Annotated in this window: 30 protein-coding genes, 2 tRNA genes and 1 pseudogene; 9 read left to right on the forward strand and 24 right to left on the reverse strand. The window is 69.9% G+C overall.

The genetic code is table 11. From position 1 onward, the window contains the following. Positions 1-17: 17 nt before the first annotated feature. The 13 genes and pseudogenes from J2S57_RS19105 to J2S57_RS19165 form a co-directional block, all read right to left on the reverse strand. The gene (locus tag J2S57_RS19105) at positions 18-587 is read right to left on the reverse strand and encodes a hypothetical protein (RefSeq protein ID WP_307244873.1); all 570 of its coding nucleotides are present in this window, start codon (positions 585-587) and stop codon (positions 18-20) included. Continuing rightward, positions 584-841 (reverse strand): hypothetical protein, encoded by a 258-nt coding sequence (locus tag J2S57_RS19110; RefSeq protein ID WP_307244875.1) that lies wholly within the window; start codon positions 839-841, stop codon positions 584-586. Before J2S57_RS19110 ends, J2S57_RS19105 begins: the two co-directional genes overlap by 4 nt. Then, the gene (locus J2S57_RS19115; protein ID WP_307244877.1) at positions 841-1,596 is read right to left on the reverse strand and encodes a hypothetical protein; all 756 of its coding nucleotides are present in this window, start codon (positions 1,594-1,596) and stop codon (positions 841-843) included. The genes J2S57_RS19110 and J2S57_RS19115 overlap by 1 nt, the downstream gene beginning before the upstream one ends. Continuing rightward, the gene (locus J2S57_RS19120; RefSeq protein ID WP_307244878.1) at positions 1,593-2,099 is read right to left on the reverse strand and encodes a RusA family crossover junction endodeoxyribonuclease; all 507 of its coding nucleotides are present in this window, start codon (positions 2,097-2,099) and stop codon (positions 1,593-1,595) included. Before J2S57_RS19120 ends, J2S57_RS19115 begins: the two co-directional genes overlap by 4 nt. Positions 2,100-2,382: 283 nt before the next feature. Continuing rightward, positions 2,383-2,730: a hypothetical protein gene (locus J2S57_RS19125; protein WP_307244880.1), complete on the reverse strand. Its 348-nt coding sequence runs from the start codon at positions 2,728-2,730 to the stop codon at positions 2,383-2,385. Next, positions 2,720-3,784 carry a hypothetical protein gene (locus tag J2S57_RS19130; RefSeq protein ID WP_307244882.1) on the reverse strand — a complete coding sequence of 355 codons (1,065 nt, stop codon included), beginning with the start codon at positions 3,782-3,784 and terminating at the stop codon, positions 2,720-2,722. The genes J2S57_RS19125 and J2S57_RS19130 overlap by 11 nt, the downstream gene beginning before the upstream one ends. Beyond that, on the reverse strand, positions 3,781-4,620 hold the full coding sequence (locus J2S57_RS19135) for a PD-(D/E)XK nuclease-like domain-containing protein (protein ID WP_307244884.1): 840 nt from the start codon (positions 4,618-4,620) through the stop codon (positions 3,781-3,783). The genes J2S57_RS19130 and J2S57_RS19135 overlap by 4 nt, the downstream gene beginning before the upstream one ends. 239 nt (positions 4,621-4,859) lie before the next feature. Beyond that, positions 4,860-5,105: pseudogene (locus J2S57_RS19140) on the reverse strand (WhiB family transcriptional regulator); the annotation flags it as partial. Beyond that, positions 5,102-5,344 carry a hypothetical protein gene (locus J2S57_RS19145; RefSeq protein WP_307244886.1) on the reverse strand — a complete coding sequence of 81 codons (243 nt, stop codon included), beginning with the start codon at positions 5,342-5,344 and terminating at the stop codon, positions 5,102-5,104. The pseudogene J2S57_RS19140 and the gene J2S57_RS19145, both read right to left, overlap by 4 nt. A 128-nt stretch (positions 5,345-5,472) precedes the next feature. Further along, positions 5,473-5,709, reverse strand: a complete 237-nt coding sequence (locus J2S57_RS19150; protein ID WP_307244888.1) for a hypothetical protein — start codon at positions 5,707-5,709, stop codon at positions 5,473-5,475. After that, the gene (locus J2S57_RS19155; protein WP_307244891.1) at positions 5,706-5,936 is read right to left on the reverse strand and encodes a hypothetical protein; all 231 of its coding nucleotides are present in this window, start codon (positions 5,934-5,936) and stop codon (positions 5,706-5,708) included. Before J2S57_RS19155 ends, J2S57_RS19150 begins: the two co-directional genes overlap by 4 nt. Further along, positions 5,933-6,193: a hypothetical protein gene (locus J2S57_RS19160; RefSeq protein WP_307244893.1), complete on the reverse strand. Its 261-nt coding sequence runs from the start codon at positions 6,191-6,193 to the stop codon at positions 5,933-5,935. The genes J2S57_RS19155 and J2S57_RS19160 overlap by 4 nt, the downstream gene beginning before the upstream one ends. Further along, positions 6,190-6,441: a helix-turn-helix domain-containing protein gene (locus J2S57_RS19165; RefSeq protein WP_307244895.1), complete on the reverse strand. Its 252-nt coding sequence runs from the start codon at positions 6,439-6,441 to the stop codon at positions 6,190-6,192. Before J2S57_RS19165 ends, J2S57_RS19160 begins: the two co-directional genes overlap by 4 nt. Positions 6,442-6,635: 194 nt before the next feature. On the opposite strand from J2S57_RS19165, the gene J2S57_RS35375 reads away from it, so the two are divergent. Beyond that, on the forward strand, positions 6,636-6,983 hold the full coding sequence (locus tag J2S57_RS35375; RefSeq protein ID WP_370882676.1) for a helix-turn-helix domain-containing protein: 348 nt from the start codon (positions 6,636-6,638) through the stop codon (positions 6,981-6,983). Here J2S57_RS35375 and J2S57_RS19170 read toward each other — a convergent pair. After that, a tRNA-Asn gene (locus tag J2S57_RS19170) sits at positions 6,945-7,017 on the reverse strand. The genes J2S57_RS35375 and J2S57_RS19170 overlap by 39 nt on opposite strands. A gap of 275 nt (positions 7,018-7,292) precedes the next feature. On the opposite strand from J2S57_RS19170, the gene J2S57_RS19175 reads away from it, so the two are divergent. The 3 genes from J2S57_RS19175 (at position 7,293) to J2S57_RS19185 (ending at position 10,153) form a co-directional block, all read left to right on the forward strand. After that, positions 7,293-7,958 carry a hypothetical protein gene (locus J2S57_RS19175; protein WP_307244897.1) on the forward strand — a complete coding sequence of 222 codons (666 nt, stop codon included), beginning with the start codon at positions 7,293-7,295 and terminating at the stop codon, positions 7,956-7,958. Between the two features lie 45 nt (positions 7,959-8,003). After that, the gene (locus tag J2S57_RS19180) at positions 8,004-8,891 is read left to right on the forward strand and encodes an NAD(P)-dependent oxidoreductase (RefSeq protein WP_307244899.1); all 888 of its coding nucleotides are present in this window, start codon (positions 8,004-8,006) and stop codon (positions 8,889-8,891) included. 110 nt (positions 8,892-9,001) lie between these two features. Next, positions 9,002-10,153, forward strand: coding sequence for a hypothetical protein (locus tag J2S57_RS19185; protein ID WP_307244901.1), 1,152 nt, complete (start codon positions 9,002-9,004; stop codon positions 10,151-10,153). A gap of 6 nt (positions 10,154-10,159) precedes the next feature. On the opposite strand, the gene J2S57_RS19190 is transcribed toward J2S57_RS19185, so the two are convergent. Continuing rightward, positions 10,160-12,793: an AMP-binding protein gene (locus tag J2S57_RS19190; RefSeq protein ID WP_307244903.1), complete on the reverse strand. Its 2,634-nt coding sequence runs from the start codon at positions 12,791-12,793 to the stop codon at positions 10,160-10,162. 263 nt (positions 12,794-13,056) lie between these two features. On the opposite strand from J2S57_RS19190, the gene J2S57_RS19195 reads away from it, so the two are divergent. Continuing rightward, positions 13,057-13,929 carry a sugar phosphate isomerase/epimerase family protein gene (locus J2S57_RS19195; RefSeq protein WP_307244905.1) on the forward strand — a complete coding sequence of 291 codons (873 nt, stop codon included), beginning with the start codon at positions 13,057-13,059 and terminating at the stop codon, positions 13,927-13,929. Between the two features lie 109 nt (positions 13,930-14,038). Here J2S57_RS19195 and J2S57_RS19200 read toward each other — a convergent pair whose 3' ends face one another. Both J2S57_RS19200 and J2S57_RS19205 read right to left on the reverse strand, forming a co-directional pair. Next, positions 14,039-15,244, reverse strand: a complete 1,206-nt coding sequence (locus J2S57_RS19200) for a glutathionylspermidine synthase family protein (protein WP_307244909.1) — start codon at positions 15,242-15,244, stop codon at positions 14,039-14,041. Beyond that, a complete protein-coding gene (locus J2S57_RS19205) occupies positions 15,241-15,654 on the reverse strand; it encodes a hypothetical protein (RefSeq protein ID WP_307244911.1) in 414 nt (137 codons plus the stop codon). Before J2S57_RS19205 ends, J2S57_RS19200 begins: the two co-directional genes overlap by 4 nt. A 209-nt stretch (positions 15,655-15,863) precedes the next feature. Here J2S57_RS19205 and J2S57_RS19210 point away from each other — a divergent pair. Further along, positions 15,864-15,937, forward strand: a tRNA-Ile gene (locus J2S57_RS19210). Positions 15,938-16,081: 144 nt separating this feature from the next. Here J2S57_RS19210 and J2S57_RS19215 read toward each other — a convergent pair. Next, entirely contained in the window at positions 16,082-16,693 is a 612-nt protein-coding gene (locus J2S57_RS19215; RefSeq protein WP_307244913.1) for an Ltp family lipoprotein, read from the reverse strand. A 250-nt stretch (positions 16,694-16,943) separates the two neighbouring features. Between J2S57_RS19215 and J2S57_RS19220 the strand changes: the two genes are divergently transcribed. After that, positions 16,944-17,420 carry an NUDIX hydrolase gene (locus J2S57_RS19220; protein WP_307244915.1) on the forward strand — a complete coding sequence of 159 codons (477 nt, stop codon included), beginning with the start codon at positions 16,944-16,946 and terminating at the stop codon, positions 17,418-17,420. Between the two features lie 2 nt (positions 17,421-17,422). Here the strand turns inward: J2S57_RS19220 and J2S57_RS19225 are convergent, their stop codons facing one another. The 3 genes from J2S57_RS19225 to J2S57_RS19235 are packed head-to-tail and all read right to left on the reverse strand — an operon-like array spanning position 17,423 to position 21,244. Next, a complete protein-coding gene (locus tag J2S57_RS19225; RefSeq protein WP_307244917.1) occupies positions 17,423-18,463 on the reverse strand; it encodes a polyprenyl synthetase family protein in 1,041 nt (346 codons plus the stop codon). Beyond that, entirely contained in the window at positions 18,460-19,824 is a 1,365-nt protein-coding gene (locus tag J2S57_RS19230) for a family 2B encapsulin nanocompartment shell protein (protein WP_307244920.1), read from the reverse strand. Before J2S57_RS19230 ends, J2S57_RS19225 begins: the two co-directional genes overlap by 4 nt. Position 19,825: 1 nt before the next feature. Continuing rightward, the gene (locus J2S57_RS19235) at positions 19,826-21,244 is read right to left on the reverse strand and encodes a family 2B encapsulin nanocompartment shell protein (protein WP_307244922.1); all 1,419 of its coding nucleotides are present in this window, start codon (positions 21,242-21,244) and stop codon (positions 19,826-19,828) included. A 359-nt stretch (positions 21,245-21,603) separates the two neighbouring features. On the opposite strand from J2S57_RS19235, the gene J2S57_RS19240 reads away from it, so the two are divergent. Then, complete coding sequence (locus tag J2S57_RS19240) at positions 21,604-23,745, forward strand: terpene synthase family protein (protein ID WP_307244925.1); 2,142 nt, start codon at positions 21,604-21,606, stop codon at positions 23,743-23,745. Further along, a complete protein-coding gene (locus J2S57_RS19245; protein WP_307244927.1) occupies positions 23,729-24,190 on the forward strand; it encodes a hypothetical protein in 462 nt (153 codons plus the stop codon). Before J2S57_RS19240 ends, J2S57_RS19245 begins: the two co-directional genes overlap by 17 nt. Before the next feature lie 65 nt (positions 24,191-24,255). Here J2S57_RS19245 and J2S57_RS19250 read toward each other — a convergent pair whose 3' ends face one another. The 3 genes from J2S57_RS19250 to J2S57_RS19260 all read right to left on the reverse strand — a co-directional run bounded on the left by J2S57_RS19250 (position 24,256) and on the right by J2S57_RS19260 (position 26,229). Next, positions 24,256-24,459: a hypothetical protein gene (locus J2S57_RS19250; protein ID WP_307244928.1), complete on the reverse strand. Its 204-nt coding sequence runs from the start codon at positions 24,457-24,459 to the stop codon at positions 24,256-24,258. A 374-nt stretch (positions 24,460-24,833) separates the two neighbouring features. After that, positions 24,834-25,376 carry a TetR/AcrR family transcriptional regulator gene (locus J2S57_RS19255; RefSeq protein WP_370882677.1) on the reverse strand — a complete coding sequence of 181 codons (543 nt, stop codon included), beginning with the start codon at positions 25,374-25,376 and terminating at the stop codon, positions 24,834-24,836. A 22-nt stretch (positions 25,377-25,398) separates the two neighbouring features. After that, complete coding sequence (locus J2S57_RS19260; protein WP_307244933.1) at positions 25,399-26,229, reverse strand: alpha/beta fold hydrolase; 831 nt, start codon at positions 26,227-26,229, stop codon at positions 25,399-25,401. Positions 26,230-26,551 lie beyond the last annotated feature (322 nt).

The following is a 26,551-nucleotide window of genomic DNA, read 5'->3' on the forward strand; positions in this document are numbered from 1 at the left end:
TACCTGCTCGGCGTTCATCAGGGCTGTGCGTGCGCCTGGTCGACGTCGTCGACGAGCTCAATCTGGGTGCCGCTGGGGAGTTTCTCGCGCAGCAGGTCCTCGTAGATCGGCGCGAGCTCGAGCGAGATGTCGTCCTCGGGCTGATGCGTGCACGGGCACCGCACGGCCGAGCGCTGAACGGCCAGGGCGAGGGCGTCCCGGCGCACCTCGTACGGGGTCGGGTCGACGACCTCGAGGGACGCGGTCAGCGACTGCACGATGTGCGGTCGCAGCAGCTCGAGCAGGGTCGTCACCTCGAGCGCCGAGGCCTCGACCTGCAGCTCCTCGCGCAGGTACCGCTGCGTCTTGGCCGTGGCCAGCTCGTCGAACTCGGGCTCTTCGAGCGCCATGGTGGACGGGTGGGGCAGGTCGGTCGGGGTGGTCATGGTGACCTCGCTTCCTGCGTCGGGGGTGAAGATCAGGTGAGGCAGGGCCGCCTCGAGAGCGCCGCGCCAGGCGGCGTCGGCACCCGGCTCGACGAACGCGCGGCCCTTAGCGTGGTGTCGGGCTGCCTGTACGGCGGCGGCCGTCACGGTCACGCCGGTCACTGGGTCGGTTCCTGTGGGCGGGCCGCGACGATCTCGGCGAGGGCGTCACGCATCGTGTCCCAGCTGACCTCGAGCACTACGTGGGTTCCGTCGCTGGTGTGGCCCATTACGGCGAATGCGTCATCCCCGTCGGGTGTTCCGTGGGGGAGGATGCCGACGTGGGTGAGGGTGCCGACGCGGAACTTGGCCAGGTTGTGGAGCTGCCCGGTCCACGCCCCGTCGGTGATCTGCGGGTCGACCTGCAGGCCGGGCATCAGACTGCCGCCAGACGAGCGGGCAGCAGGTCGCGCCAGCTGTTGCGCCACTTGTCACGGGACTTGAGCGAATCGTCGTCCTGATGACGGGATTCCACGGTTCCGAGGAAGCGCGCGCCGCAGCTGACAACGAACCCGCGCGAGTCGGCGTTGCCGGTGGACTCGACCTGCAGCGGGTGCCCGTACGCCTTGCCCGCCGGCCGGAACAGCGAGAGCAGCGTCGAGTCGGTGACGAGCGGTTTGCCGACCTGGCTGGTGCCGATCCCGTTCAGGGCCCGGCCGGTCAGCGAAACGATGTCGGGGAACGCGTCGACCGCCTCCTCGATGGGGAACACCACGGATTCGCCGTCCGACCAGAATCCGCCAACATCGGTGGCCTGCAGCGTCTTTGCGGTGGTGTCGATGCTGAACTGGATGGCCTGGTCGACGGTGGGGTCGGTCGCGCGGGGCTTGAACTGCTGCAGGATCAGTTTCACGCGGCGCGGCCGGAGGTCGACGATCATCGGGCCGTCGTCCGGCTCGAGGACGCCCAGGACACCGCGGGAGTCCTCGACGATCGACACTTTCGCGAGTCCGGTGGCCTGCCCGTTGGTGGCGCAGATCAACAGCCAGCTCGCGGCGAAGATCAGGCGCACGCGGTGCTCGATCTCGTCGTCGCCGGTGCTGGTCTTCTTCGCCAGCGGGATGACGGCGTTCAGGGCGTCGCGCAGGTCTGCGGTGCTGACGCGCACGGTGGCTTTGGTGGTGACGGTCATGCGTCTGTCCTTTCGAGGGGCAGCAGCGTCTGTGTTCCCGGCTCGTCGCCGAGATCGCGGACGACGAGCCAGAGCTGCCCGGGCTGACGGGGTCGGGTCGCCCCGTGAATCACCGGCTCGGTGAGTCGGTAGTGCGTGGGGTCGTCGTCGATGCAGACGCCGGCGTCGACCAGGCCGTCGACCATCCACTTGAGGGACTGCACCAGGTTGTCGGTGTCGCGGCGTCGGTTGTCGATCGGGCGGTAGTGGAACACCACCGTGAACTTGGCGAGCTCCGGGATACCGGCTTGCCTGGCACCGGTTTTCGCGGCGGCGCGCCACCTCTTTCGGTGGGTGTGCTTGACCTGCCAGATCATTCGGTCGTTCAGGGTGACCGGCTTGGTGAACGGCAGGTCGATTCGCCATTCGCGCATCAGATCCTGCTCTCGGCTTCGCGCAGCTGCTGCTCGCGTTCCCGCTCGGGCAAGCCGGAGCTTGCGAGTGACCACGTCGGGCAGGGCCACGGGTCGAGGCAGGTGCTGCAGCCGGTCCCGGTCACCCACCGGCGCAGGCGGGGCGCGTGCAGCCGGAGGACGGCCCGCAGGTGCGTCTCGGCTCGGAACGCGTGGTGTGCCTCGGACCGAGCCTCGGTGATCGCCTCGCAGAGATCCGCCTCGCGACAATCGCACCCGGTGCGGTGGTCCCTGCAAGCGATCGCGCGCGGGTCGCGGGTGTCTCGGGGCGGGTCGGCCGGCAGGCGGGTGCCGTCGGAGAACCGCACGTGCCGCAGCACGGCCAGAACGCCGGTCACGCGCCACCGCCGAGGGGCAGCACCGCGAGGATGGTGGTGGGGTGGCCGGCCGGGCACTGCGCGAGTTCGGGGCGCTCACGCAGCATGCGCTCGTGCTCGGCGCAGATCAGGACCGCGCCCTCGCGTGCCTCGTCGCCGATCCCGCAGCGCACGTGCATCTCGTACGCAGCGACGTCGGGGCACGGGGCGGGGACCGCCACCTTGCGGGCCCACCTGCGCACGATGATCATGACGGCCAGCTGGCAGGGCCTCCTCTGCCCGGAGCCCTGCAGCTGCTCGATGGTCTTGCGGAGGTCCGCGCCCGGGTGCGCGGTGTCGTGGTGGTGCTTGGTGTCAGTCGCCACGGCGCACCGTCCTGAGCACCTGGTCGAGCGCGGCCGCGTGCTCGAGCTGCTGGTCGACCCAGGCGTCGGCGTCGGCGGTGGGCTTCTTGGCGACTCGCTCGAGCTGGTCGACGGCCGTGTCGGCCTCGGCCGCGGTGAGGTCGGCGGACGACCGGATCACGCGGTCGGCCACCGCAGCCAGGATCGCGGTCCGTTCGCCGGACTCGGTGACCTTGAGCCCGTCGAACGCTGCGGCGAGGCGGTCGCGCTGCCCCTGCCGGATCTTCGGCGGCGCGGCCTTTGTCGGGGCGGGCTCGCTGGCCGCCTCGGCGGTCGGCACAGTCTGCGGGCTGGCGTCGTCAGCAGCGGCCTTCACGGCCGCCGCTCGGGCCAGGATCGCGGCGCTCGTGACCGAGGTGGCTGCGGGCCGGGCCTCGACTGTCGTCTCGTCAGCGTCGATGTCCTCGACGGACTGAATGCCGTGCAGGACGTCGGACGCGATGCGGTCGACGACCCGGGAGGCGGCGCGCGACCAGAGCATGTCGGCCGGGGTCTTGCGGTAGTTCGGGTTCGACTTCGCCCATTCGGCCCGCTCGGCGTCCGCGATCGTGAGCTCGATCCGGACGAGGCGGTCGTCGGCCCAGCCCTTGCGGCGCCCGCACACGACAACCCGCTCGGCGGAGTAGGTCTCGTCCCAGACCTCGTGACCAGCAGCCTGCGCGAGGGCGACCTTGATCTTGGCGTACATGCCAGGACGGCCGTGCACGATGTAGATCTGCTGCAGGCTCGTGAGCGGGTCGAGGCCGAGGCTGCCGCCGAGCATCATGGCGCCGGTGGCGTTGGCCTCGGCCACGGCGTAGGCCTCGTCGATCTCGGCCTGCCCGGCGCGCGGGGGGACGTTGATCTTGTAGGCCTGCGGGATGAAGTGGGAACGGACCAGGCGCCGGGCCAGCTGGCCGTAGAGTTCAGCCCGCTCGACCCAGGCGGTGACGTCGGCGACGGCGATGTGCCCGCCGATCGGGGTCGGCACGGCCAGGTCGCTGGTCGGGGCGCTGGCCAGGGTTTCGATGGTCACGCGTATGCCTCCGTGATAGCCCAGTTGGGCAGGGTGATGGTTTCCAGATCCGTTGACACACCGGGCCATTCGCCGGTGCGGCGGCACTCAGCCCAGAGGGCAAGAGCGGTCCGGTTCTTCTCGTGGCCGGCCACGACGGAGATGTCGTCGAGGCTGACCACGGCCACCTGGTGAGGTGGGGTCGAGGTGATGAACACGAAGAAGAACCAGGGGCGGTCGTAGCCGAGTGACTCGACGGCCGTCCGGTAAAACGCGTCCTGCTGGTGGTAGCCGAACTTCGCGATCGTGTTCGTGATCGAGCGCCGGTCGATACCCGACCCGGTCGTCTTCACGTCGACGATCACGGGCTGCTGACCGGGCAGCAGGGACAGCCAGTCGAGCATGGCCCGGCACCACTGCCCGGTCTCAGCGTCGCGCCAGATGATCGTGCGCTCAGGCATCCCGCTTCCGGGCTCGAGCAGAGCGTGCGCGATCGGGTGTCTGCGTACGGCCTTCTCGACTTCCTGCGCGCGGCGGTAGTCGGACGCCTTGATCGGGATCAGGCCGGCCTCTCGGGCCGCCTTGACCTCGGCCTTGACCTCGTTGGTGTTCCACACCTCGCGGTTGACGATGTGCACCTCGGCGCCACGGCCGAGCAGCAGCTTGTGTGCGACGCTCCCGAAGTCGTATTGCGGCTTCCACGTGTCGTTTTCGCGTTCCCACTGCACGACCGCGGGCGCAGAGGGCGCCAGCATCTTTCGCAGCGTGCTGCTCGAGGCGCTGCCGCCGGGCACAGGGTCGGCGTGGTACTCGGCCTCGGGGATGTCGTGGAGGCCGGGCTCGAGCGTCTCGGTCACCGGCCCGCCTTGGGCGCCCAGACCGACAGGATCCGGCGCTCGGTCTCGGCCAGGATCGTCGGCCGGCCGCCGATCGCGATCAGGCGCACCGCGCTGGTGTCCATGCCCGCCCGGCCCCCGATCTGCGGCCAGGTGAGACCGGTGCTCCGCGCGGCGACCAGGGCGTCGCGGGCGGCGTCGGCCGACACACTGGTGCGCGGCGGCGCCGTCGGCGTTGCCTTGACCTTCGGCTTACGCCCGGCCCGGGTCTCGCGGCGCTTGAGGGATCGTCGCTCGTCCTCGGACAGGCCGCCCCAGACGCCGTGTTCCTGTCGGGTCTCGAGGGCCCAGTTGAGGCAGGTGAGGCGCACCGGGCAGCGGAGGTGACAGACCGCCTTGGCCTCCTCAATCTGCTGAATGGCGGGTCCGGTGCTGCCGATCGGGAAGAACAGCTCGGGATCCTCGTCGATGCACGCGCCGTCGTGCTGCCACGCGGGGCCGCTCATGCCGACACCGCCCGGGCGCCCAGGTCGATGACGACCGTCCGGGTGGTGGCCGGGACCGCGGCCGCTGCGAGCCGCTGCAGGTCGGCGTACATGACGGCCACTCGGGCCAGGGCCAGCGTCATCCGGTCGTCGAACGGCACGCTGCTGTCGGCGAGCAGCTCGTCGACCGCGGTCGTGGTGCGTGCGACGACGCGGGGGAGTTCGGGAAGGGGGCTGACAGGCGCCAGGATCGTTTGCACGGTGAGTCCTCTCGGGGGTTGGATCTCGGTGCGGGCCGGGGCAGCTTGGGGTTGCCCCGGCCCGCCCTCATGCGGTGGTTGGAGGGCGGCCGTCCGGCGGCTCGGGTCACGCCGGAGCGGCCGCCGGTCTAGGTGGCGACCCGGTCGAGGGCCAGCAGCAGCGCGCCGACGGTCAGGGCGGCAGCGACCGCGTGGAGGGGGAGCAGCAGCGCCACGGCCCCGGCGAACTTGGTGACGTCGCGGAGCCGGATGCGCGGGCGGAAGACGATGGGGCGCGACCAGCCGCCGGGCATCGTCTGCCAGACCACCTCGGTGCGCAGCAGCGGCCGGGGCCGGCAGTGGCGCCCAGCACCGCGGTGCCTCACCGCGCGCTCGCCTCGGTCAGCGCGCGGTGGCGCGCGACGAGGGTGGCCTCGCGCTCAGCCAGCACCGCGCGGGTCAGCCGGCCGAGGGCCTGGTCGGTGAGATCGTGGTCGTCGAGGGCGGTCTGCAGCACGGCGACGGTGGCGAGGTCGTGCTCGGTGCGCTCGCCCAGCAGCTGACGCCATTGCGAGACAGCCCTTTTCACGATGGTCTCGACGGCGCCGGTCATGCCGCGAACCGCCGACGCAGCTCGGTCTGCTCCTCGGCGAACTTGATCATGTGGAAGCGCCAACGGGCGTCGGCGGTCGCGTCGTCCACGCGCTTCTCGGCGATGAGCGCTCGGACCGCGGCGCCGACCTCGGCGTCGGTGCTCCACCGGTCCTCGGCGAGCACGGTGGTGACGATCTCGACCGCATCGGTGGTGGTAGCGCCGTGCAGCTTGCGCAGCCGCCGGTAGCTCCGCAGCGCGCGGATCACGGCGCTCACGGCGTCACCGCCGCGACCGCCTCGGTGGTGACGGTTGCGGGGCCGTCGTCGTTGATCAGGGTCTTGACGGAGATCCCCAGGTACGCGGCGATGCTCTGCACCTCGTGGACGCGCCACGCGGTCTGGTCGTTCAGCCGGGTGCTGATCTGGCCCTGGCTCATGCCGAGGTGTTCGGCGATGTCGATCTGCCGGCGTCCTGCCCGGCTCATCTCCGCCCGGATGTTCGCGGTGGTCTGCGATATCTGCATGGATGATGTTCTACGGGTCGAGTGGATATCAGGTCAAGTGATATCGCTGCGATTTTCCTGATTACAGGTGGCTAAACGAAAGGCGCCCTGGTCAGGGCGCCTTATCTCGGTTGGGTAACGAGTTGATGTACCTCTTGGTGCACTCGTATCTGCTGACCTTGAGTCAGTATTGGCTGAGCCGTACTCTGATTGGCATGACCGCTATCACGGAGCTCTACGGGAGCGACTCGCCAGTCGAGCGGGTCGCTGCCGAGGTGCGCGGCCACGCTGCAAAGCGGGGGCTGCGACAGGTCGATCTTGCTTCAGCCCTCGGGCTGACCCAGGGTCAGATCAGCATGCGTCTTCGGGGGAAGACGCCTTTCACGCTCGTCGAGATCTACTCGCTCGCCGAGGTCTTCATGGTGTCGCCGGCCGAGCTGCTGCCGCCGATGCCGATGCCCAACGGGGCCCGGATGCAGAACAGCCCGGTGCGGGCCGCTGATGCGGACCCGACCGGGCAGATGCTCCCCCCGCTGGACTTGAACCAGCAACCCTGCGATTAACAGTCGCATGCTCTGCCAATTGAGCTAGGGGGGATCGTGCTCGCCGGAGTTCCCTTCGGCGTGGAAAACTTTACCAGGGTTCAGCGGGTGCTCGTGACCATGCCCCACCGGCGTGCCGTGAGGTCGCCGACACATCTCTGGTCACAGCTTGCCCACAGCCTCCTCACAGCTTCACAGCGAACTGCCAGGTGCCCCCGAGCCGCACCCCAGGCGACAGGTCGAGCTTCGGTACGAGGGCAGCGCCCGCTCCTGGGGCAGGGATCCAGGGAGCTCGACCGGGGAGCCGCCCCGACCCGAGGGGAACGAGACATGCGCACACCACTGATGGGCGTGGCCGCGGGGGCGGTCGTGCTGGGGATCGCGGGCTTCGCCGCCTACCCGGCCTTCGCCGACGACACCCCCACCGACCCACCTGCGGCCAGTGCCTCACCCACGCCGCCCGGTTCTTCCGCCAAGGGGGAGGACCGCATCCAGGACGCCCTGAAAGACCTGGTCACCGACGGCACCATCACCCAGGACCAGGCCGACAAGGTGGCCGAGAAGCTCGCCGAGAAGGCCGGTCCGCACCTCGACCTGCGCATCGCCGGCCCGTTCGGCGTGGCTCTCGACGAGGTCGCCAAGGTCCTCGGCGTCGACCGCGACGAGGTGGAGAGCGCGCTCGCCGACGGGAAGTCGATCAAGGAGCTCGCCCAGGAGAAGGGCAAGAGTGTGGACGACGTGGTCGACGCCCTGGTCACGGCGGCCACCGCGAAGATCGACCAGGCGGTGAAGGACGGCCGCCTCGAGCAGGACCGGGCCGACGACCTCGAGGCGAAGCTGAGGGAGCGCATCACCTCGGCGGTCGAGAACGCGCTGCCGAAGCCGCCCGAGGGTGGTCCACGGTTCCAGCACCGGGGAGGCCCGGGGCAGTCCGGCGAGCCGAGCGGTGACGAGCGCAGCGGCAACGCCGGCACCGGCTACCTGGGTGCGGCCTGATCGCGTCCGTGATCGAAGAACGGCCCTGCGCATAGGCTTACCGACATGACGGAACGTACTGCGCTCAGGGTCGGGGTCGTCGGGCTCGGGACGATGGGGGCGCCGATGGCCCGGCACCTGATCGCTGCGGGGCACGAGGTGACGGTGTGGAACCGCACCCGGTCCAAGGAGGAACCGCTCGCGGCCCTCGGTGCCCGTCGGGCCGACTCGCCGGCGGCGGCCGCGGAGGGGGCGGACGCGGTGCTCACCTGTGTCTCCGACGACCCCGACCTGCGCGCGGTGGTGCTGGGCGAGAACGGCGTCGCACAGATGCTGCCGTCCGGCGCGGTGCTGGTCGACTGCTCCACGGCGTCCCCGTCGCTGGCCCGCGAGCTGGCCTGGGACCTCGCCGAGAGCGGCCGGATGTTCGTGGACGCCCCGGTCTCCGGGGGGTCCGAGGGCGCCGAGAAGGGCACGCTGACGGTCTTCCTCGGGGGATCGGCGGACGCCGTGGCCCGGGCGATGCCCGTGGTGCAGACGTTCGGGGCGCGCATCACGCACCTCGGCGAGGCCGGCGCCGGACAGGCGGCCAAGGCCGTGAACCAGGTGGTGCTCGCGGGTACCTACGCCGGGGTGGCCGAGGGCGTGGTACTGGCCGAGAGGTTCGGCCTGCCGTTCGAGCAGCTGCTGCCGGCGCTGAGTGCGGGCTCGGCCGACTCGTGGGTGCTGCGCCAGCGGGCGGGCAACATGGTCAAGGGCTCCTACCCCCTCGGTTTCCGCACGTCGCTGCACCTCAAGGACGTGCGCATCGCCCTGCGCGAGGCCGCCGTCCTCGATCTTCCGCTGGAGGTCGCGCAGCTGGTCGCGACGATCGAGGAGAAGCTCATCGCGGCCGGCTTCGGTGACGAGGACGTGAGCAACGTGGCCCGGCACACCCGTTCGGAGGACGCCTGATCCGGTGGGCCGGAACCTCGGCGACACACGCACCGTTGCACCCGACGAGCCTAATCGTTATCGGGATGTGACAATGCTTCGGCGGGTGCGGGTTGAACGAGGAGTCGGCAATGGCGGGTTCGGAGTCACTGACGTCGGGAAACGGTGAGTCGTCGGGTCCTGGTCCTCACACGACCGAACCCGACGACTCGGCGGCCCTCTGGGGGCCGCCCGGTGCCGACGCGTCCTCACGCGTGACCGCCGGAGGCCCGGCCTCTCACCAGGGCCTGCCCCCGGCCGGCACGAACCCCGCCACCCCGCTCGGGCGACCGCCCCTGCCGCCGCCGGCCACCACGTCCACCATCGGCCTGACCCGCCCGGCCACCCAGCCGGCCCCCGCGATCGAGAGCCTCGACGGCCAGGGGCAGGTGATGGAGTTCGACCTCGGCGACCGGTCGGCCACCCAGGTCGAGAGCGGCACGAGCAACAACACGATTGAAGACGCGTCGGACTGGGCCGTCGATCTCGACGCACCGGACGGGTGGGTGGACGAGGGCGGTCGGGCCGCGCCGGTCTCCCCGGACGCGCTGCGCCGCCGTCGACGGCTCTTCGTCGCCGCCGCGGCCGTGCTCGTGCTCATCGTCGGTGGGCTGTCGGTGCCCTCGTTCTTCCGCGACGACGAGGACCCCGAACCGACCGGGCAGACCGTCGTGCTCGGTCAGCACCTGACCGCCCCGGTGGCGCTCAACCTGCCCGAGGGGGCGGTCGCGACCGCCGACGACAGCTACATCGGGGTCCAGTTCGACGACGGGGGATGGGTTCTCGTCACCGTGCCCGAGCAGGTCGTGCAGCCCGACGGCACCCGCGCCCCGCTGCCCGCCGATCCGGCCGCCTGGCTGCAGCGGCATCCGGACGTGTACGTCAGCGGCGTGCGCCAGGTGCAGGTCGACGGGCGCACGGCCACCCAGCTCGACTACCGCCGCTCGAGCATGGCCCAGCCGCAGAGCCGCTACGCGCGCCTGCCCCTGTTCTGCGGCTGGCGCGGCAGCGGTGTCACCGAGGGCGGTCTCTACCGGGCCAGCCGCAGCATGACGGCGGGGGAGTGCACCCAGATCACCGCGGGAGCCCGGGTGCGGGCCACGTTCATTCCCGTGGACGGGCAGATCGTGCTGGTCGAGGCGATCTGGCGCCCCTACGGGGTGTGGGGCTGGCGCATGCCGAACACGTTGCGGGACTCGTACAACGAGCTGCTGACGGGTCTCTCGCCCCGGGCGGCTTCCTGACGCCTGTCAGTACTGGTCGGGCCAGGCCTTGCCGCGCCGGAACAGACGCGGCCGGGTCTCGTCCTTGGGGCGGCGGGTGGTGTCGTACTGCTTCTCCTGCGCCGGTTCCAGTGCCTCCCGGATGAGCTCGGCGGTGCGGCCGGCGTAGGGGTCACGCAGGATCGACAGGTGGTCGCCGGGCACGTGGGTGAGTCGCCAGGTGCCGGTCAGGAAGGGGGCCCAGGCGCGGCGCTCCTCCTTCTCGTCGCTGTCGGCCGCCACGATCACCAGGGTCTCGCCGTCGTAGGGCTTGCCCTTGTAGAGCCGGTGCAGGTAGTTGCTCTGCCGCCAGAAGCGCCAGTACTGGTCGTCGCCGGGCGTGCCGCGCAGGCCGGTGGTGGCCACGCCGGCGGCGGTCTTCAGCCGCTGCACCAGCGAACCCTCCGATCCCGCATGGGATTTGCGGTCGGGCGGGAACGAGTCGAGCACCACCAGCAGGCCCACCTCGTGCCCGGCGTCGCGCAGCTGGTGCGCGACCTCCACCGCCACGACCCCGCCGAACGAATGGCCGCCGATGAAATACGGCCCGTAGGGCTGAATCTGGCGCAGTGCCTTGATGTGACGCCGCGCCGAGGCCTCGACGCTCCAGTCCGGGATGCCGCGAGCCTCCAGGCCGAAGGCCTGCAGCGCGAACACCGGCTGATCGTCGGGCAACCGGCGCATCAGCGGCACCAGCGTCACACCGAGGCCGCCGCCACCCGTCATCAGGAACAGCGGGGGACGGGAACCGGTGGGACGCAACGGGATCAGCGTCTGGTTGGCCGCGTCGACCTTGCGGGTGACGCGCTCGGCGAACTCGCCCAGCGTGGGCGCCTGCACCAGCACCGTGGTCTGTGCCTCGGCCGCCGCCACGCCCAGATCGGTCTGCATCCGCGTCATCAGGCTCTCGGCCGCCAGCGAGTCGCCGCCGAGCTCGAAGAAGTCGTCGGCCAGGCTGATCTCGGGCAGGGCGAGCACGCTGCACCAGAGCGCGTGCACGACGCTCTGCCACTCGGTCAGCTCTTCCTTGGTGGCCCCGGCGGTGACCGTGGGCGGCTGCGGCAGCCCGGCCCGGTCGAGCTTGCCCCGGTCGGTGCGGGGCAGGGCCTCCAGGAAGACGATGCTCTCGGGCACCATGTACGAGGGCAGCACCTCGGCGAGCTGCTGCCGCACCGGGGCCGCGGCGGGCCGTTCGGCGGTGGAGACGATGTACGAGACCAGGCGCTTGCCGCCGCTGTCCCCGGACTTCTCGGCGCCGATCGTGAGCGACTCGCGCACGTCGTCGAGCGCCGACAGGGCCGCGTCGACCTCGCCGGGCTCGACCAGGTAGCCGCGGATCTTCACGCTGTGGTCACGACGGCCGAGCAGACGCAGGGCGCCGTCGGTGCCGAGGGTGCCGACGTCGCTGGAGCGGTAGGTGCGCAGCCCGTCACCCGCCGGCGTGAACACCGCGTCGGTGGCCGCCGCGTCGCCCAGGTAGCCGATCGCGAAGTTGCGGCCGGTCAGCGTCACCGTGCCGGAACCGCCTGCGGGAACCGGGATCCCGGCCTCGTCGACCAGGGTGAGCTCGACATCGGGGATGGGCCGGCCGACCGGCAGCAGCCCGTCGAGCGGGGGGTGTGCGTCGTCGACCTGGTACTCGGTGAGCAGGCTGGTCTCGGACGAGCCGTAACGGTTGCGGATCACGCAGCCGGGGGGCAGCAGGGCCCGGGCGGCCTCGATGTCCGGGCCGTAGGCGGCCTCGCCGGCGATGGTGACGCTGGTGAGGCGCCGCAGCTGCTCCGGGGCGGGGGCGATGCCCACGAAGTTGCGCAGGATGGCCGGGCTGGCCTGCACGATCGTGACCTGGTTGGCATCGATCCAGGCGGGCAGGCCGTCGATGCCGAGGGTGCGGATGTCGTACATCGCCATCGTGGTGCCGACCAGCACACCCGCGCAGGTGGCCATCAGGCCGGCGTGGAAGGCCATCGGCAGGGTGTGGCCGACCACGTCGTCGGCGCCGTAACAGTCGGTGGCGCGGGCGTTGGCCCAGGCATCGCGCACCAGCATGCGGTGATCGTTGACGACGACCTTGGGACGCCCGGTGGAACCGGACGTGAAGGCGTAGGCCGCCGCGTCGGTCGGGGCCGGGGCGGTCGCCCAGAGATCTTCGAGATCGGCCTCAGTTCCGCAGATCTCGGCCGAGGCATCGACGACGACCTGCTCGACCAGCTCGGCCGCGGTGGCCGCGTTGGCCTGATCGGTGAGGCACAGGTGCACATCGACGCGTTCGGCGAACGCCCGCAGCCGGGCCGCGGGGGTGCGCGGGTCGAGCACCAGCACCGGGTGCCCGGAGGTGATGACGCCCCAGAGGGCGGCGACAGCGGCGGCGCCGTGCGAGTACAGCAGCGCGATCGGCCGGTCGGACGGTGAACCGGCCGCGGCGGCCCGCACCTGGCGGCGCACGGCGGCCAGCCGAAGGCCCAGGTCGCCGTAGGTGAGGCGGAGCTCGGCGTCGTGAACAGCGAGGGCCCCGGGCTGGGTGGTGATCACGTGGCGTAGCCGAGCGACGCTGCCCGTCTCGATATCCGTCGAGGTCAACGGATCGACCCGGCGCTCCGTCAGCACGGTCTGCGCGCTCATTTCCTGACCCTCCCTAGGTCTGACGCAACGTCAATTCCCTCAAAGCTGACGCGGCGAGAGACTTCCCGACCGACGGCATCCAATATGCCAAGAAGAGCGGGGATCGTGCGTAAGGGCAAGTCAAACCATCGAGTAGTCACAGAGTTGTATTGCGGCGATTGGTGTTAGTAACGTGCGGATTGGCCGGGCACCCTACCGGGTACTTGCTGAAAGAAATCGGAGAAGGACCACATTTCTCGAAGATGGTTTCGTAGGGTAAGCGCATGATCCAGACTCCGGGCCCGTGGACAACTCTCCGTAGTGCCCCGATGCGGCCGACACCGCAAGACCTGCACCTGTCGGCCATGACCCTGCGCTATTGCTCCTTCTCCGACCGGGTGCTCGCGGCGGCCGCCGCCGGGTTCAGCGGCATCGGGCTCGGCGCGGTCGACTACCTCGACGCCCGGCGCTCGGAGTTCTCCGAGGAGCAGCTCGCCGACTACGTGGCCCGGCACGGGCTGCGCGTGGTCGAGCTGGAGTTCCTCACCGACTGGTGGCGTGAGGCCGACGTGCGGGGGGTGCGGCTGGAGGAGGACCTGCTCTTCTACCTGGCCGACCTGCTGGCCGTGCCGCAGATCAATGTCGGCCTGTTCGCCGACGTGCCGATCGACGTGCAGCGCCAGCAGTTCCGGCGGCTCTGCAGCCGGGCCGCCGACCACAACGTCCGGATTGCCCTCGAGTTCATGCCCTACAGCAGTCTGCGCACCCTGCAGGAGGCGCGTGAGCTGGTCTCCTGGGTGGAGACGGGTAACGCTGGCCTGATGCTCGACGCCTGGCACTGGCACCGCTCGGGCGGCACGACCGACGAGCTGCGCGACCTCAGCGCCTCCGAGGTGTTCGCCGTGCAGCTGTGCGACGCCGCCGAGGTGCCCGACACCGACCTGCGCCGCGAGGGCCGTCACGGCCGTCTGCTGCCCGGCGCCGGGGTCGTCGACCTGAGCGGGTTCCTCGGGGCGCTGGCCCAGGCCGGGGTGGACGTGCCGCTCGCCGTGGAGGTGCTGTCCGACGAGCTGGACGCGCGGCACCCGGTCGACGCGGCGCGCGCGGCGGCTCAGTCGGTGGTGCCGTTGGTGGCTTCGGACGTCGCGGTCGCCTGAGTGCTGTCGGTCCGGTGCGCCGGTGATCGGGGACGCTCGGGTCGCCTGATCGTCGGCGGTTCCCCTCGCCGGTGATCGAGGACGCGGCGGTCACCCGGCGCTTCCCGGTTCAGCTTTCGCTGACCCAGGCGTCCACCTGCGCCTGGGCCGAGCGGGGGGCATCGATGAAGTGGGGCACGAAACGGGCCTGGGTGTCCGTGATCAGGTGCCCCGCGTCCGTCTCCCGGATGCCCAGCCCGGCCGCGTGGCCACCGATCACCCACGTCCCCAGCACCGGCAGGTTGTCGCCGATCCGCGGAACCTCCTGATAGCGCTGGTAGATCGCGGTCTGGCCGGCGGTGTGCTTCTCCGGGACGCCCGCCACCACGCGTCCGTCGCGCACCACCTTGACGCCCGCGCCCTCCCAGCCGTGCACCGGCTTGACCACGTACTCGCGGCCGAGCCGGTCGTCCGGCGACCAGAAGGCCGGCAGCAGGTTCGGGTGGCCCTCGTAGAGCTGCCACAGGGTGGCGAGCACGGCCTTGGAGCCGGTGAGCACCTTGTAGACGGGTTCCAGCCAGGTGACGTCACTCTCGAGGGCGCGGCGGCCGAAGTCCTCGGCCAGCATCCACTCCCACGGGTACATCGCGAAGCATGTTCCGACCGGGTCGTTCTCGAGACCGTAGAAGCCCTTGTCGCCCTTGCGGACACCGAGCTGGTCGATGGGCAGCGTGACCGCCCGGCCGCCCGCCTCGCGCACGGTGTCGGCCACGTAGGCGATCGTGTTCCAGTCTTCCAGTGGCTCCGAAACCCCGGCCACCAGATGCACGAACTCGTTGTCGCGCAGCCGCTTGCGCCAGGTGTGCACCAGTCGCTCGTGCAGCATGTTCCACTGGTCACGGTCGGGGTGCACGGACTCCAGCCAGCTCCACTGGCTCACCGCGGTCTCCACCAGCGCTGCCGGGGTGTCCGCGTTGTACTCCAGCATCTTCGGGTCGCCGGTGCCGTCCCAGAGCAGGTCGAAGCGGCCGTAGAGCGTCCAGTCGTTCTCGACGGACTTGCGCAGGTGCGGCCAGGCGTACTCGGGAATGCCGAGCCTTCGCAGGGTTTCGTGGTCGTGACACATGACCCGGGTGGCGTGCATGGCCATCTGGTGCAGCTCGTTCGTCACCCGTTCGAGCTCGTCCATCTGCGGCTCGGTGAACCGGTAGGCCGCGCCCTCGAACCAGTACGGCAGGTCGTCGCCGCCGTCGTTGCGGTCGCGGGCGTAGGCCAGGCCCTCTTCCTCGACGAGACGGTAGGCGTCGGGGCGGGGGGTCTGCGGAAGGCGGATCATCCGCCCACGCTCCCGCTGCTGCCGCGGCTGGTCTTGCCGAAGCCGCCCCGTTCCATCGCGGTGGTGGTGCTCTGCTTCGTCACCGTGCCGCCGGCCGCGTCGCCGCCGCCGTAGACCGCGCCGTGGCCGCTGGGGATGGAGCTGATGCCGCCGGTCACGCTCTTGCCGATGGCGGGAAAGGCCGAACCGCGGGGGAAGAGCCGCCAGGCGTAGAAACCCCCGCCGTGATAGCTGCTGCCCCCCTCGTCGTCACACTTGTCGTCGTCGACCCGTTTTTGCGTGGTCTGGTCCACGCACACGCCCTGGTGGTCTTTCTCCGGCTCGCTGCCGCCACAGGCCGCCAGGGCCGCGGTCGCGAACAGGGCCGTGCCGGTGGCCACCACCATCGTGCTGCGCCGTCGAGGGTTCACCCGTACCGATCGTTCCCATCTGTCATGAGCTGGTTTCGGTGCTCAAGACGATAGGTGCCGGGGCGAACGTTGCACGTTGTGGTGTCAGTCACTGGAACGGATGGAGGTTCCGGATCTGCGGGACCCGTGCCCGCCGCACTCGTGCTGCCGGTAGCCTTGCTCTTCGACACCGCTGGTGTTGGCCGCTCACAGTGCCGTGGCGCGGAACGGGGACAGTAGCTCAATAGGTTAGAGCAGCGGACTCATAATCCGTAGGTCGCGGGTTCGAACCCCGCCTGTCCCACCTGGTCTGACCTGCGGTAACCGGCGTTCGAAGATCGTCGGGAAGGGCCCCGTGCAGCAACCGGTGCAGCAACGGGGTCCTTTCGCTTCGTCGTGTCGGTGGCAGCGGCCCGAGGGATCGCCTCGTAGCCGCTGCTGACAAGGGTCAGTAGCCCACTGACTTGACGCCGTAGGCCACCTGCTTGGCGGTGAAGCCCTCGTACTTGAGTTGCTCAGCGAGTCCGCTGGCGGAGAACGACTGACTGTCCATGTAGCTCTGTGCCTTCGCGGCGGCCTGTTCGTTCCAGAGGCGGGCGCTGCCCAGGGTGTCGACGGCGGTCTTCGCGTCGGCGGCGTCGAATCCCTCGTACTTCAGCTGCTCAACGAGACCCTTCTTCGAGAAGCCCATTCCGGAGTCGAGATAGCTCTGCGCCTTGCCGACCGCGTTCTCCTCGGCGAGCGTCAGCTTGGGGCCTTCGTCCTCAACTTCCTCGGCCTCGGTCTCCTTGGCGTTGTCGTTGGTGTTGTCCTCGGCCTGCGCCTCGGCGCTGGCCTGAACCTCTTCAATAGCGTTCTGGACCTGAGGGTCTGAGGCGACGACGGCGACAAGGGCCGTGCAGCTACCGAGGCCGAGAACGCAAAGAACCAGGAAAGTGAGCAGAATCGGGTGGCGGCGCGGCCAGGACTTCTTCTTCTGCGGCGGTTGGGGGTAGTAGTGCTGGGGCCCCTGCGATGAGCCGTCCTGCGGTCCCTGTGGCCGGCCCTGATTACTGCTCATGGTTCCTACTCTCCGTGAGGGTTTGAGGACCGGAAGCTAACGCCGTGACTCGCGGAGTGTGAGTGGTTTTGGGGTGAGGTCTGGCGAACGCGACCGAACTGATATCAGCAGTGACGCGTGCGGGAAAGCCTTTAGCAGGAGTTGGTTTGATGGCGCCATAGGACGTGTGGGGGAGGTTGCGTGGGGGAGGTTGCGTGGGGGAGGTCGTGTGGGTGAGGAACGGGACTGCGGCTCGATGGGACCCTGAGGTGTGAGCTCACGCATCGATCACTACGACGACCCGACCGCGCCGCCGGCCAACAGTCTCGTGCCCTCGGCGAACGTCATTGTTGTTGACGACCGGGGGCGGGTGCTGGTCATCCATCGCACCGACAATGACAACTGGGCCGTGCCCGGTGGGGCCATGGACCTGGGGGAGTCGCTGGTCGAGTGCGCGGTGCGGGAGACGTTCGAGGAGACCGGTGTTCACTGTGAGATCACCGGTCTCGTCGGCATCTTCACTGACCCGAAGCATCTGATCGAGTACACGAGCGACGGGGAAGTGCGGCAAGAGTTCTCTGTGCTCTTTACCGCCCGGGCCGTCGGTGGGGAACCGACGCCGAGCTCCGAGTCCCGCGAGGTGCTCTGGGTGGGTCGGGACGGCTTGGCCTCACTCACCATGGACCGGTCGATGCGGTTCCGCCTCGGACGCTGGCTGGCCGACGAACCACAGCCCTACCTCGGCTGATCTCAAGACTGCCGGTACACACACCGGTGGGCCAGAGAGCGCAGTCCTTGCACCCCGGCGGCATCGAAATTGCCCTCGGTCAGGAGGGTCTCCACATTATTCAGCAGCTCCTCGGCCCGGCTCAGGGCCCAGTCGCGGCCACCGGCCTCGGCCACGAGCACAGCTGCCCGTGAGGTGTCGGCCGGGCCGAGGTCGTCGGCGGAGCCGTAGATGCGGACCAGCTCGTGCCCGGCCGGAGTGTCGGACGTGAGGGCCTTGACCACCGGCAGGGACTTCTTGCGGGCCCGTAGATCGGCGCCGGCCGGCTTGCCCGTGACCGCGGGGTCGCCCCAGATGCCGAGCACATCGTCGGTGAGCTGGAAGGCCAGCCCCAGGTCACGCCCGGCCGCGGTGAGCCGGCGCACCTGCTCGGCGGTTGCCCCCGCGGCGAGAGCGCCCAGGCCGCAACTGGTTCCGATCAGGGCGCCGGTCTTGGCCCCGGCCATGGCCAGGCACTCCGGAAGCGTCACTGCCTCCTTGCGCTCCAGCGCCAGGTCTTGGATCTGCCCCAGGATCAGCTCCTGCACCGTGTCGGCGACGGACGCCGCCGCCTGAGGCACCTCTGCCAGCGTCTGCAGGGCCAGGGTCAGCAGGGCGTCGCCGGCCAGCACCGCCGGACCCACGCCGAACACGCTCCAGGCGGTCGCGCGGTGGCGGCGGGTGACGTCGCCGTCCATCACGTCGTCGTGGAGCAGGGAGAAGTTGTGCACCAGGTCGACGGCCACGGCCGCCGCCAGCACCTGCTCCTTGTACGGGCCGGCCACCGGCCCCACGGCCTGCGCCGCCAGCAGGGTCAGGGCGGGCCGCAACGCCTTGCCGCGGCCCTCGTCACAGAACCGACCCTGGGCGTCCATCCAGCCGTAGTGGTAGAGGGCCACCGGACGGACGGCCTCGGGCAGGCGCTCCAGGGCTTGCCGCAGCGCGGGTTCGACCTTGCGACGGGCCGACTCCAGAAGCTCGGAGGCCGTGACTGATGTGACGGGCGTGCGGGTCTCTGCAGTCATCGTCCGACCTCCACGAAGTCCAGGACGCCGAGTGCGTCCGGCACCAGCACAGCCACCCCGGCGTACGAACTGACCTGGTAGCTGATCACGGCGGCCTGGTCGACGCCCTCGAGGCGCAGGCTCAGGCCCGGTTCCAGTTCTTCCGGCAGCTGCGCCGGGCGCAGCCCGACCACGCCGCTGCTGTCTTCACCCGTGCGCAGGGCCAGGATCGACGTCGAGCCGCCGGGACCGATCGGGATCTTGTCGCTCGGCAGGATGGGCACGCCCCGCCAGGCGGTGTGCCCTCGTACCTGGCCCGGATAGATGCCCGCGGCCGTGCACCGGCGGCGGAAGGCCGCGATCGCCCGGGGGTGGGCCAGGAAGAAAGCGGTGCTGCGGCGCCGGCTGAGCAGTTCGTCGAGGTCGGCCGGCGTGGGTGGGCCGCCTCGCGACGGAACCCGCTGGCTGGCATCCACATGTGCGAGCAGGCCGACGTCGGGATGCGTCAGCAGGTCTTGCTCCTGCTGCTCCTTCAGGGCCTGCACCACCAGCCGCACCTGCTCGTGCGTCTGGTTCATCGGCTGGTTGAACAGGTCAGCCACCCGGGAGTGCACCCGTAGCCGGGTCTGCGCGAGCACCAGGTCGTATTCGCGGGGCACCGGGTCGTAGTCGACGTATCCGGCCGGGAGCACCGGCTCGCCGGTATGGCCGGAGGCCAGGCGGATCTCGGCCTCGCCGTGCTTGTTCACCGGACCGCCGGAATCCGGCCGGGACAGATGCTCACGCAACCCGGTCTCGGCGTCCAGAAACGCGCGCAGCCGCGGTGCGGACACCGTCAGCAGTTGGCAACTGGTCTCGGCCCGGGCCGAGAAGGCCCACCGCGGGTCTCCCTGTGTGAGCAGTTCGGCCCCGAACTGCTCACCGGCACCGAGGATCGCGATGACGGACGGATCACCGAACTCACCCGGCACACTGCGGCTCACCGTGCCGTGGGCGATCAGGACCAGGGAGTCGACCGGCGTGCCGATCTCGGCCAGGAGCGTGCCTGCACTGACCTCGACCGGCTCGAAAAGAGCAGCCAGGGAACCCAGATCATCGGTGAACCCGGTGAGCGGCAGGAGCCCGGTCAGGCTGTGGGAGAGCACCCGGAGCTGGGAACCGGACCGGTCGAAGGCCACCAGGCGGTCGCGCACGGGCCGACGGCGCCGCTGGTTGACCCGGTACGTGCCGGCCTCCAGCGGTTTCCACGGCAGCTCGGACAGCAGCCACCGCGGGGTCGTCGCCGTGGTGTGCGGCCGCGTCTTGGTGGTGGTGGCCAGGTTCCGGGCCGCGGGAGGACCCAGGCTGGTGGGGCCTCCCGCTTCCGGTGGGGCGAGGCTCACCTCAGCTCTCCCGTCCGACCTCGACGTTCTCCAGCACGGCGAGGGCGTCGGGCACCAGCACGGCGGCCGAGTAGTAGGCGCTGACCAGGTACGAGATCACCGCCTTCTCGTCGATGCCCATGAACCGCACGTTGAGTCCGGGCTGCAGCTCGTCGGGAAGACCGGTCTGGTGCAGCCCGACCACGCCCTGGTTCTCCATGCCGGTGCGCAGCAGCAACACCGAGCTGGTGCGCGACGAGCTCATCGGAATCTTGTTGCAGGGCAGCACCGGAACCCCTCGCCACGACGGCACCTGATGCCCGAAGAACTCGCTGAGCTGTGGGTACACGCCGCGGCGGGTGCACTCGCGGCCGAACGCGGCGATCGTGCGGGGGTGGGCCAGGAAGCAGGACGGCTCCTTCCAGACCAGGCTGAGCAGCTCGTCGAAGTCGTCGGGGGTGGGCGGGCCCTGCCGGGCCTGGAGGCGGAACGACAGGTCGGCGTTGTGCAGCAGGCCGAAGCTGCGGTTGTTGACGAGCTCGTGCTCCTGCCGCTCGCGCAGCCCCTCGACGGTGAGGCGCAGCTGCTCTTCCGTCTGGTTCATCGGCTTGTTGTAGAGGTCGGCCACGCGGCTGTGCACCCGCAGAACGGTCTGGGCGACGCTGAGTTCGTATTCGCGGGGCGCCAGTTCGTAGTCGACGAAGGTCTGGGGCAGCTGGTATTCGCCGTGCTGGCCGGAGGTCAGGTCGATCGAGGCCTCGCCGTGCTCGTTCTGCGGCCGCGACGCCTCGAGGGTGCGGCGCTGAATGTGCGCCCGCAGGCCGCCGGCCTCACCGTTCAGCTCGTCGAACGACTGGCGCCTCAGCAGCAGCACGGTGACCGCCGTGAGCGCCCGCAAGGTGTATTCCCAGGTCTGGGTGGAGTCGGCGAGTACGTGCCCGCCGAAATGGTCGCCGTCGGCGATGATTCCGTGGTCGGTCTCGTCACCGTAGACCCCGTCGCCCACGCGCTGCACCTTGCCGTGGGCGATGAGACCCACGGTGTCGGCGGGGGCACCGGCGGCGAAGAGGATCTCGCCGGGCGCGTATTCGCGCTGCTCGAACCGGGAGGCGAGAGCGGTGAGGGCCGGCTCGTCGTCGAACCCGCGCAGCAGCGGCAGCTCCGTGAGTTCCTGGGGGATCACCCGGACCTGGGCCCCCTCGCTGATGAACTGGACCCGCCCGTCACCGAGGGCGTACGAGGCGCGCCGGTTCACCCGGAACACCCCGCCGTCGGCCTGGATCCAGGGCAGCACCCGCAGGAGCCAGCGTGAAGTGATCGACTGCATCTGGGGCGCGGACTTGGTGGTGGTGGCCAGGTTTCGGGCCGCGGCGACGTCGAGACTGGTGCGCGGGTCGATGAAGGACGTGGTGTCCGGCTCGAGCGGCTGGCTGACAGTCATGGTTCTCCTACCTCGGGACGGTCGTGGGGAACATGGCGCCGGGAGACGGGCGGGCGCAGCGATGTGGATGCCGCCGGATGGCGTCACGCTGTGTGCCGACCTGGAACATGTAACAACGAATCCGGACCGTTCGGCAACCCGGATGCGGTGTGTCGGGGTGATCCGCCAGGTGAAATGAAACCGGTGTTCCCGCTGGGATTTTGACTCATACGATCGAACTGGCGGGTTACGTATCGGACTGGACAGTTCCGGTCCGGAGCGGGTCTAATCACTACTGCTCGTGACGACAACGTTGCGTCGGTCGTACCCGGTGGTCGTGCTCGGCCACGGTGAGAGTTCCTGATTCCAGGGGGTATCCGGTGTCGGTCCAGTCCGCCCAGGCGTTCGTTCTTCCGGACTTCTACCTGCCCCATCCCGCGCGCCTCAATCCCAACGTGGAGCACGCCCGAGCCCACAGCACCACCTGGGCCCGGCGCATGGGCATGCTCGACGCCGGGGTCTGGGACGACGAGGCGCTGGCCCGCATGGACTACGCGCTGATGTGCGGCTACACCCATCCCGACTGCGATGCGCCGATGCTCGATCTGATCACCGAGTGGTACGTGTGGGTCTTCTTCTTCGACGACCACTTCCTCGAAATCTTCAAGTATTCGCGGGATCTCAAGGGCGCCCGGGTCTACCTCGACCGGCTCGAACGGTTCATGCCGGCCGAAGGGGGGCCCGATGCGGAGCCGGAGAATCCGGCCGAGGCAGGGCTGGCCGACCTGTGGGCACGCACCACGCCGTCGATGTCGCCGGCCTGGCGGCGCCGGTTCATCACCAGCACTCACAACCTGCTGGTCGAGTCGATGTGGGAGCTGCAGAACATCGACGCCGGGCGGGTGGCCAACCCGATCGAGTACATCCAGATGCGCCGCCGGGTGGGGGGTGCGCCGTGGTCGGCCAACCTGATCGAGGTGGTGAACGCAGAGCTGCCGCCCCGGCTGGCGGGGCGGCGGGCGCTGCGAGTGCTCGGCGACACCTTCTCCGACGCCGTGCACCTGCGCAACGACCTGTTCTCCTACCAGCGTGAGGTCGAGGAGGAGGGGGAGAACTCCAATGCCGTATTGGTTTTCGAGCGGTTCCTGGGATGTGCCACGCAGCGGTCGGCGGAGCTCACCAACGATCTGCTCACCTCCCGGCTTCAGCAGTTCGAGAACACCGCGCTGACCGAGGTGCCCGCGCTGCTGGCCGAGAACGCGGCGCTGCCCGACGAGGTGTTCGCGGTCTCGTCCTACGTGCGAGGTCTGCAGGACTGGCAGGCGGGCGGCCATGAATGGCACGCCCGTTCCAGTCGTTACATGAACGCGGGTGCGCAGACGGCGGCCTGGTCGCTGCCGACCGGTCCGACGGGGTGGGGGGCATCGGCGGCGCTGCTGGGTCGTACGGGCACCCCGGTGCGGGCCCGTCAGTTCCTGCACATGCGGTTCGCGCCGGTGGGGCCGCTCCCGTTGCCCGACTTCCACATGCCCTATCCGGTGCGTGTGAGCGGCCATCTCGAGGGTGCGCGGCGGCACAACCTCGAATGGTCCGAACGGATGGGGATGTTCGGGCCCGGCGGGGTCTGGCAGCCGGGCCGGTTCGTGGGCATGGACCTGGCCTACTGCGCGGCGATGATCCATCCCGATGCCTCGGCCGAGCAGCTCGACCTGACGTCCGACTGGCTGTCCTGGGGCACGTACGGAGACGACTACTTTCCCGTCGCCTTCGGTGTGACCAACAATCTCGCTGGTGCCAAGGCGTCCCACATTCGTCTGGGACTCTTCATGCCGCTCGACGGCACCGACACCCCCGAACCCCTCGATCCTCTCGAGCGGGGGCTGGCCGATCTGTGGGCCCGCACGGCGGGGCCGATGCCGATGACGGCGCGGGCCGGGTTGCGCCGGGCGATCCGCTCGATGACGGGCAGCTGGATCTGGGAGCTGGCCAATCAGGTGCAGCAGCGGGTACCCGATCCGATCGACTACGTCGAGATGCGGCGTCGCACGTTCGGTTCCGACCTCACGATCGCGCTGTCCCGGTTCAGTCACGCCGAGGTGGTGCCGCCGGAGCTGTTCGACCATCGGGTGCTGCGCGAACTGGACACGGCCGCACAGGATTACGCCTGCTTCCTGAACGACGTGTTCTCGTACCAGAAGGAGATCGAGGTCGAGGGCGAGGTGCACAACCTGGTCTTCGTGCTGGAGCAGTTCCTGGGCACCGATCGGTTCGAGGCGGTGCGTCTGGTGAACGACCTGATGACGGCCCGGATGAAGCAGTTCACGCTCATCGCCGACCACGATCTGCCCGCGTTGATCGAAGAGCTACAGCTTGCGGACGCGGCGGGAGACGCCCTGAGGCGGCATGCGGATTACCTCAAGAACTGGATGTCGGGCATTCTCGAGTGGCACCGGAAGGCCACGCGCTACACCCCGGCGGAGCTGAAGGCCCGTTACGGTGACATCCATGAGTCAACTCGATGACGTCGGTGACCAGGACGGCTGGCGCTGCTGGGTGTGCGACGAGCCGGTGGATCCGAACGCCTCGGTGAACGACGACCGCGGTCCCAGCGTCGACGCCCGCACGGCCAAGCCCCGCGCGAAAGTGGGCCGTGACTTCGCCGGTGCCGAGCGTCTGGCCCACCGGGCGTGCAACACCAAGAAGGGTGCAGTGACGCCGGTCATCGCGTGGCCGGACGACCTGATGGTCATCGAGCCGGCGCCGCTGCTGACGGTGGCGGAGCGGCTGTTCCGTAAGGGTGGGCGGGAAATCGTGGCGCGCTGCCCCGACCGCGGCGATGCGGAGGCCGCGGCGAAGTGGCTCGAAGACCGCTTCTCCCGCCTGGCGCCCGACCTGCCGGTGACGGCTTCCAGCGACTCCGGTGGTGGGCAGTACCTGGTCGCCCTGACGGTGGCCCGGCGGCGCTGACCGCTGGCTGGAGGTGGGGCTGACCGCTGGCTGGACGTGGGGCTGGAGGTGGGGCTGGTCGCTGGCTAGACGTCGTCCGAGCTGCCGTTGCGTCCGGCGAGGGTGGCCATGTCGAGCGCGTCATGAGACGTGACGCGCTCGACCTCCTCGCCGCCGTCGCAGCGGCACAGGGCGACGGTGACGGACTGCGCCGTGCGCCCGACCACCTGCCAGGTGCCGCCGGCGCCTTCCCAGTGGTGCAGGGTCGTGATGAGCTCACGGGGTGGCATGTCTCATCGTCGTCAGCTGAGTGCTGTTGGTGCAAGGGAGCTGTCGGCCGGATCGGGGTGCGCAGTTGGCGGGGGAAGGGCTTGTCTGGTGCGGTCAGACGAATCGTAAGGTTTGGCCGCCTGGACTTTATGCATCGTCCGACCGATTCAGAAACAAGAACCCCTGCCTCCGGAGATCCCGGGGATCCGGCTAAAGAGCCGGCGGATGGAAAGACGGTGGCCGGGGAACGGTGGCCGGGGAACGGTGGCCGGGGAACGGTGGCCGGGGAACGGTGGCCGGGGAACGGCAGCCGGAAAACGGCGGTTGGAAAGACGGCGGCCGGAAAGACGGTGGCCGGAGAACGGCGGCTGGAAAACAGCGGCCGGAAGCAGCGTCAGGTGCGAGCCATGCCGCGCAGGCCACGGTCCATGAGATCGATGGCCCAGTCGAAGCTTTCGTTGACGTCCGTGGCCCACTGGAACCCGCGTCCGGCCTCGAGCGTGGCATACCCGTGCAGCAGGCTGCGCAGCGTGCGCAGGGCGTGCACCTCCTGTTCCTCGTCGATGTCGTAGGCCCGCACCACCGCCCGCAGCGGAGCCAGCAACCGGTTGGCGGCCTGGGTCAGAGGGCTGTCGGCGCCGTCGTTCTCCACCCCCACGGTGGCCGCGTACCGGCCGGGGTGCGTCACCACGTACTCGCGGAACGCCCGTGCGGCGGCGAACAGGGCGTCCCGGCCGGCCACACCCTGCACCGCCTGGCCCACGACGTCGGCCGACTCGGTCGCGGCCAGGATCGCGATGCGCCGGTTCAGGTCGTCCTGGCCGGCGATGTGCTTGTAGAGCGAGGGGGTCCGGACGCCGACGCGCTCGGCGACCAGGCCCATGGTGAGGTTGGCGAAGCCGATCTCGTCGGCCAGGGCGGCAGCGGCCGCGACCACTGCCGTGGGGTCGAGTCCGGCCCTAGGCACGCGCTTCCTCCAGGAACGACTGCATCAGGGAGACCACCTGCGACGGGTACTGGGTGTGCAGGTAGTGGCCCGCCCCGGGAATCATCTCAAGCCGGCCCAGTCCCTCGGGCAGCGCGGCCACCACGGCCTCACCCTCGGCCTGCGGGGAACCCCAGTCCGGGTCGTCGGTGCCCATGATCACGAGCACCGGGCAGCGGACGTTGCCGAGCTGGGCCCCCGCGTCGGCGGGAGTGGTCTGCCCCATCTTCTGCAGGGCCTTCATCCGGCCCGGCTCGCGCAGCGAGGCCTCGATCTCGGCCAGGTGACTGTCCCAGTCGGCCGGTCGGACACCGGGATTCGCGACCTCCAGGTACTTCTTCCACTGTGTGGTGCTGCCCAGGAGGGCCATGCCGATCAGGCGGGTCATACCGCGCCGCACCCGCGAGACCTTCAGGTCGGACACCTTGAACACCTGCGCGCGGGTGAACGGCGCCAGCTCGACCACGGCCGTCACCAGCTCGGGAGCCTGCGCGGCGGCGATCGTGACGGCCCCGCCGGCGATCGAGTGGCCGACCAGCACCGCCGGCCCACCGAGGTGCCGGACCAGGGCGAGGATGTCGCCGGCGATGTCGGTGCGCGACCACGACGGCCAGTCGACGCTGGACTCACCGCAGCCCCGCAGGTCGAGGTTCGCGACCTGGTAACCGGCGGCGACCAGCTCGGGAACCATGAATCGGTAGGCCTGGCGGCTGTTGCCCATGCCGTGGGCGAGCACCACGAGCGGGCCCTGGCCGTGCACGTCGTAGGCGAGGGTGCCGCCGTCTACCTCGAGGAACTGCGTCATGGTGACCTCCGTGTCCGAACTGGCTAATGCTGTTAGCTAAAAGCTAATGCGATTAGCCGGAAAGGTCAAGCCGAACGATCACCCACCCGGTCTCATCACAGAGGGTGATGCTCTGTGTACTCTCAAGTAACTCCCTCATCCCGGAGCGTTCCGGGGCGCATCACCTTGTCAGGAGCCCACTTTCATGCGTCTACGCCGATCAGTGGCCTCGGCAGCGGTAACGGCGGTCGCCGTCACCGCGTTCGCGGCAAGCACGAACTCTTTCTCGACCGGGGCCACCGGGCCCGCGTCCGGAGCGCCGACCGTGGCGCTGTCGGCGGAC

Origin of the sequence: Kineosporia succinea (assembly GCF_030811555.1) — a bacterium.
In the GTDB taxonomy this organism is placed as follows: Bacteria; Actinomycetota; Actinomycetes; order Actinomycetales; family Kineosporiaceae; genus Kineosporia; species Kineosporia succinea.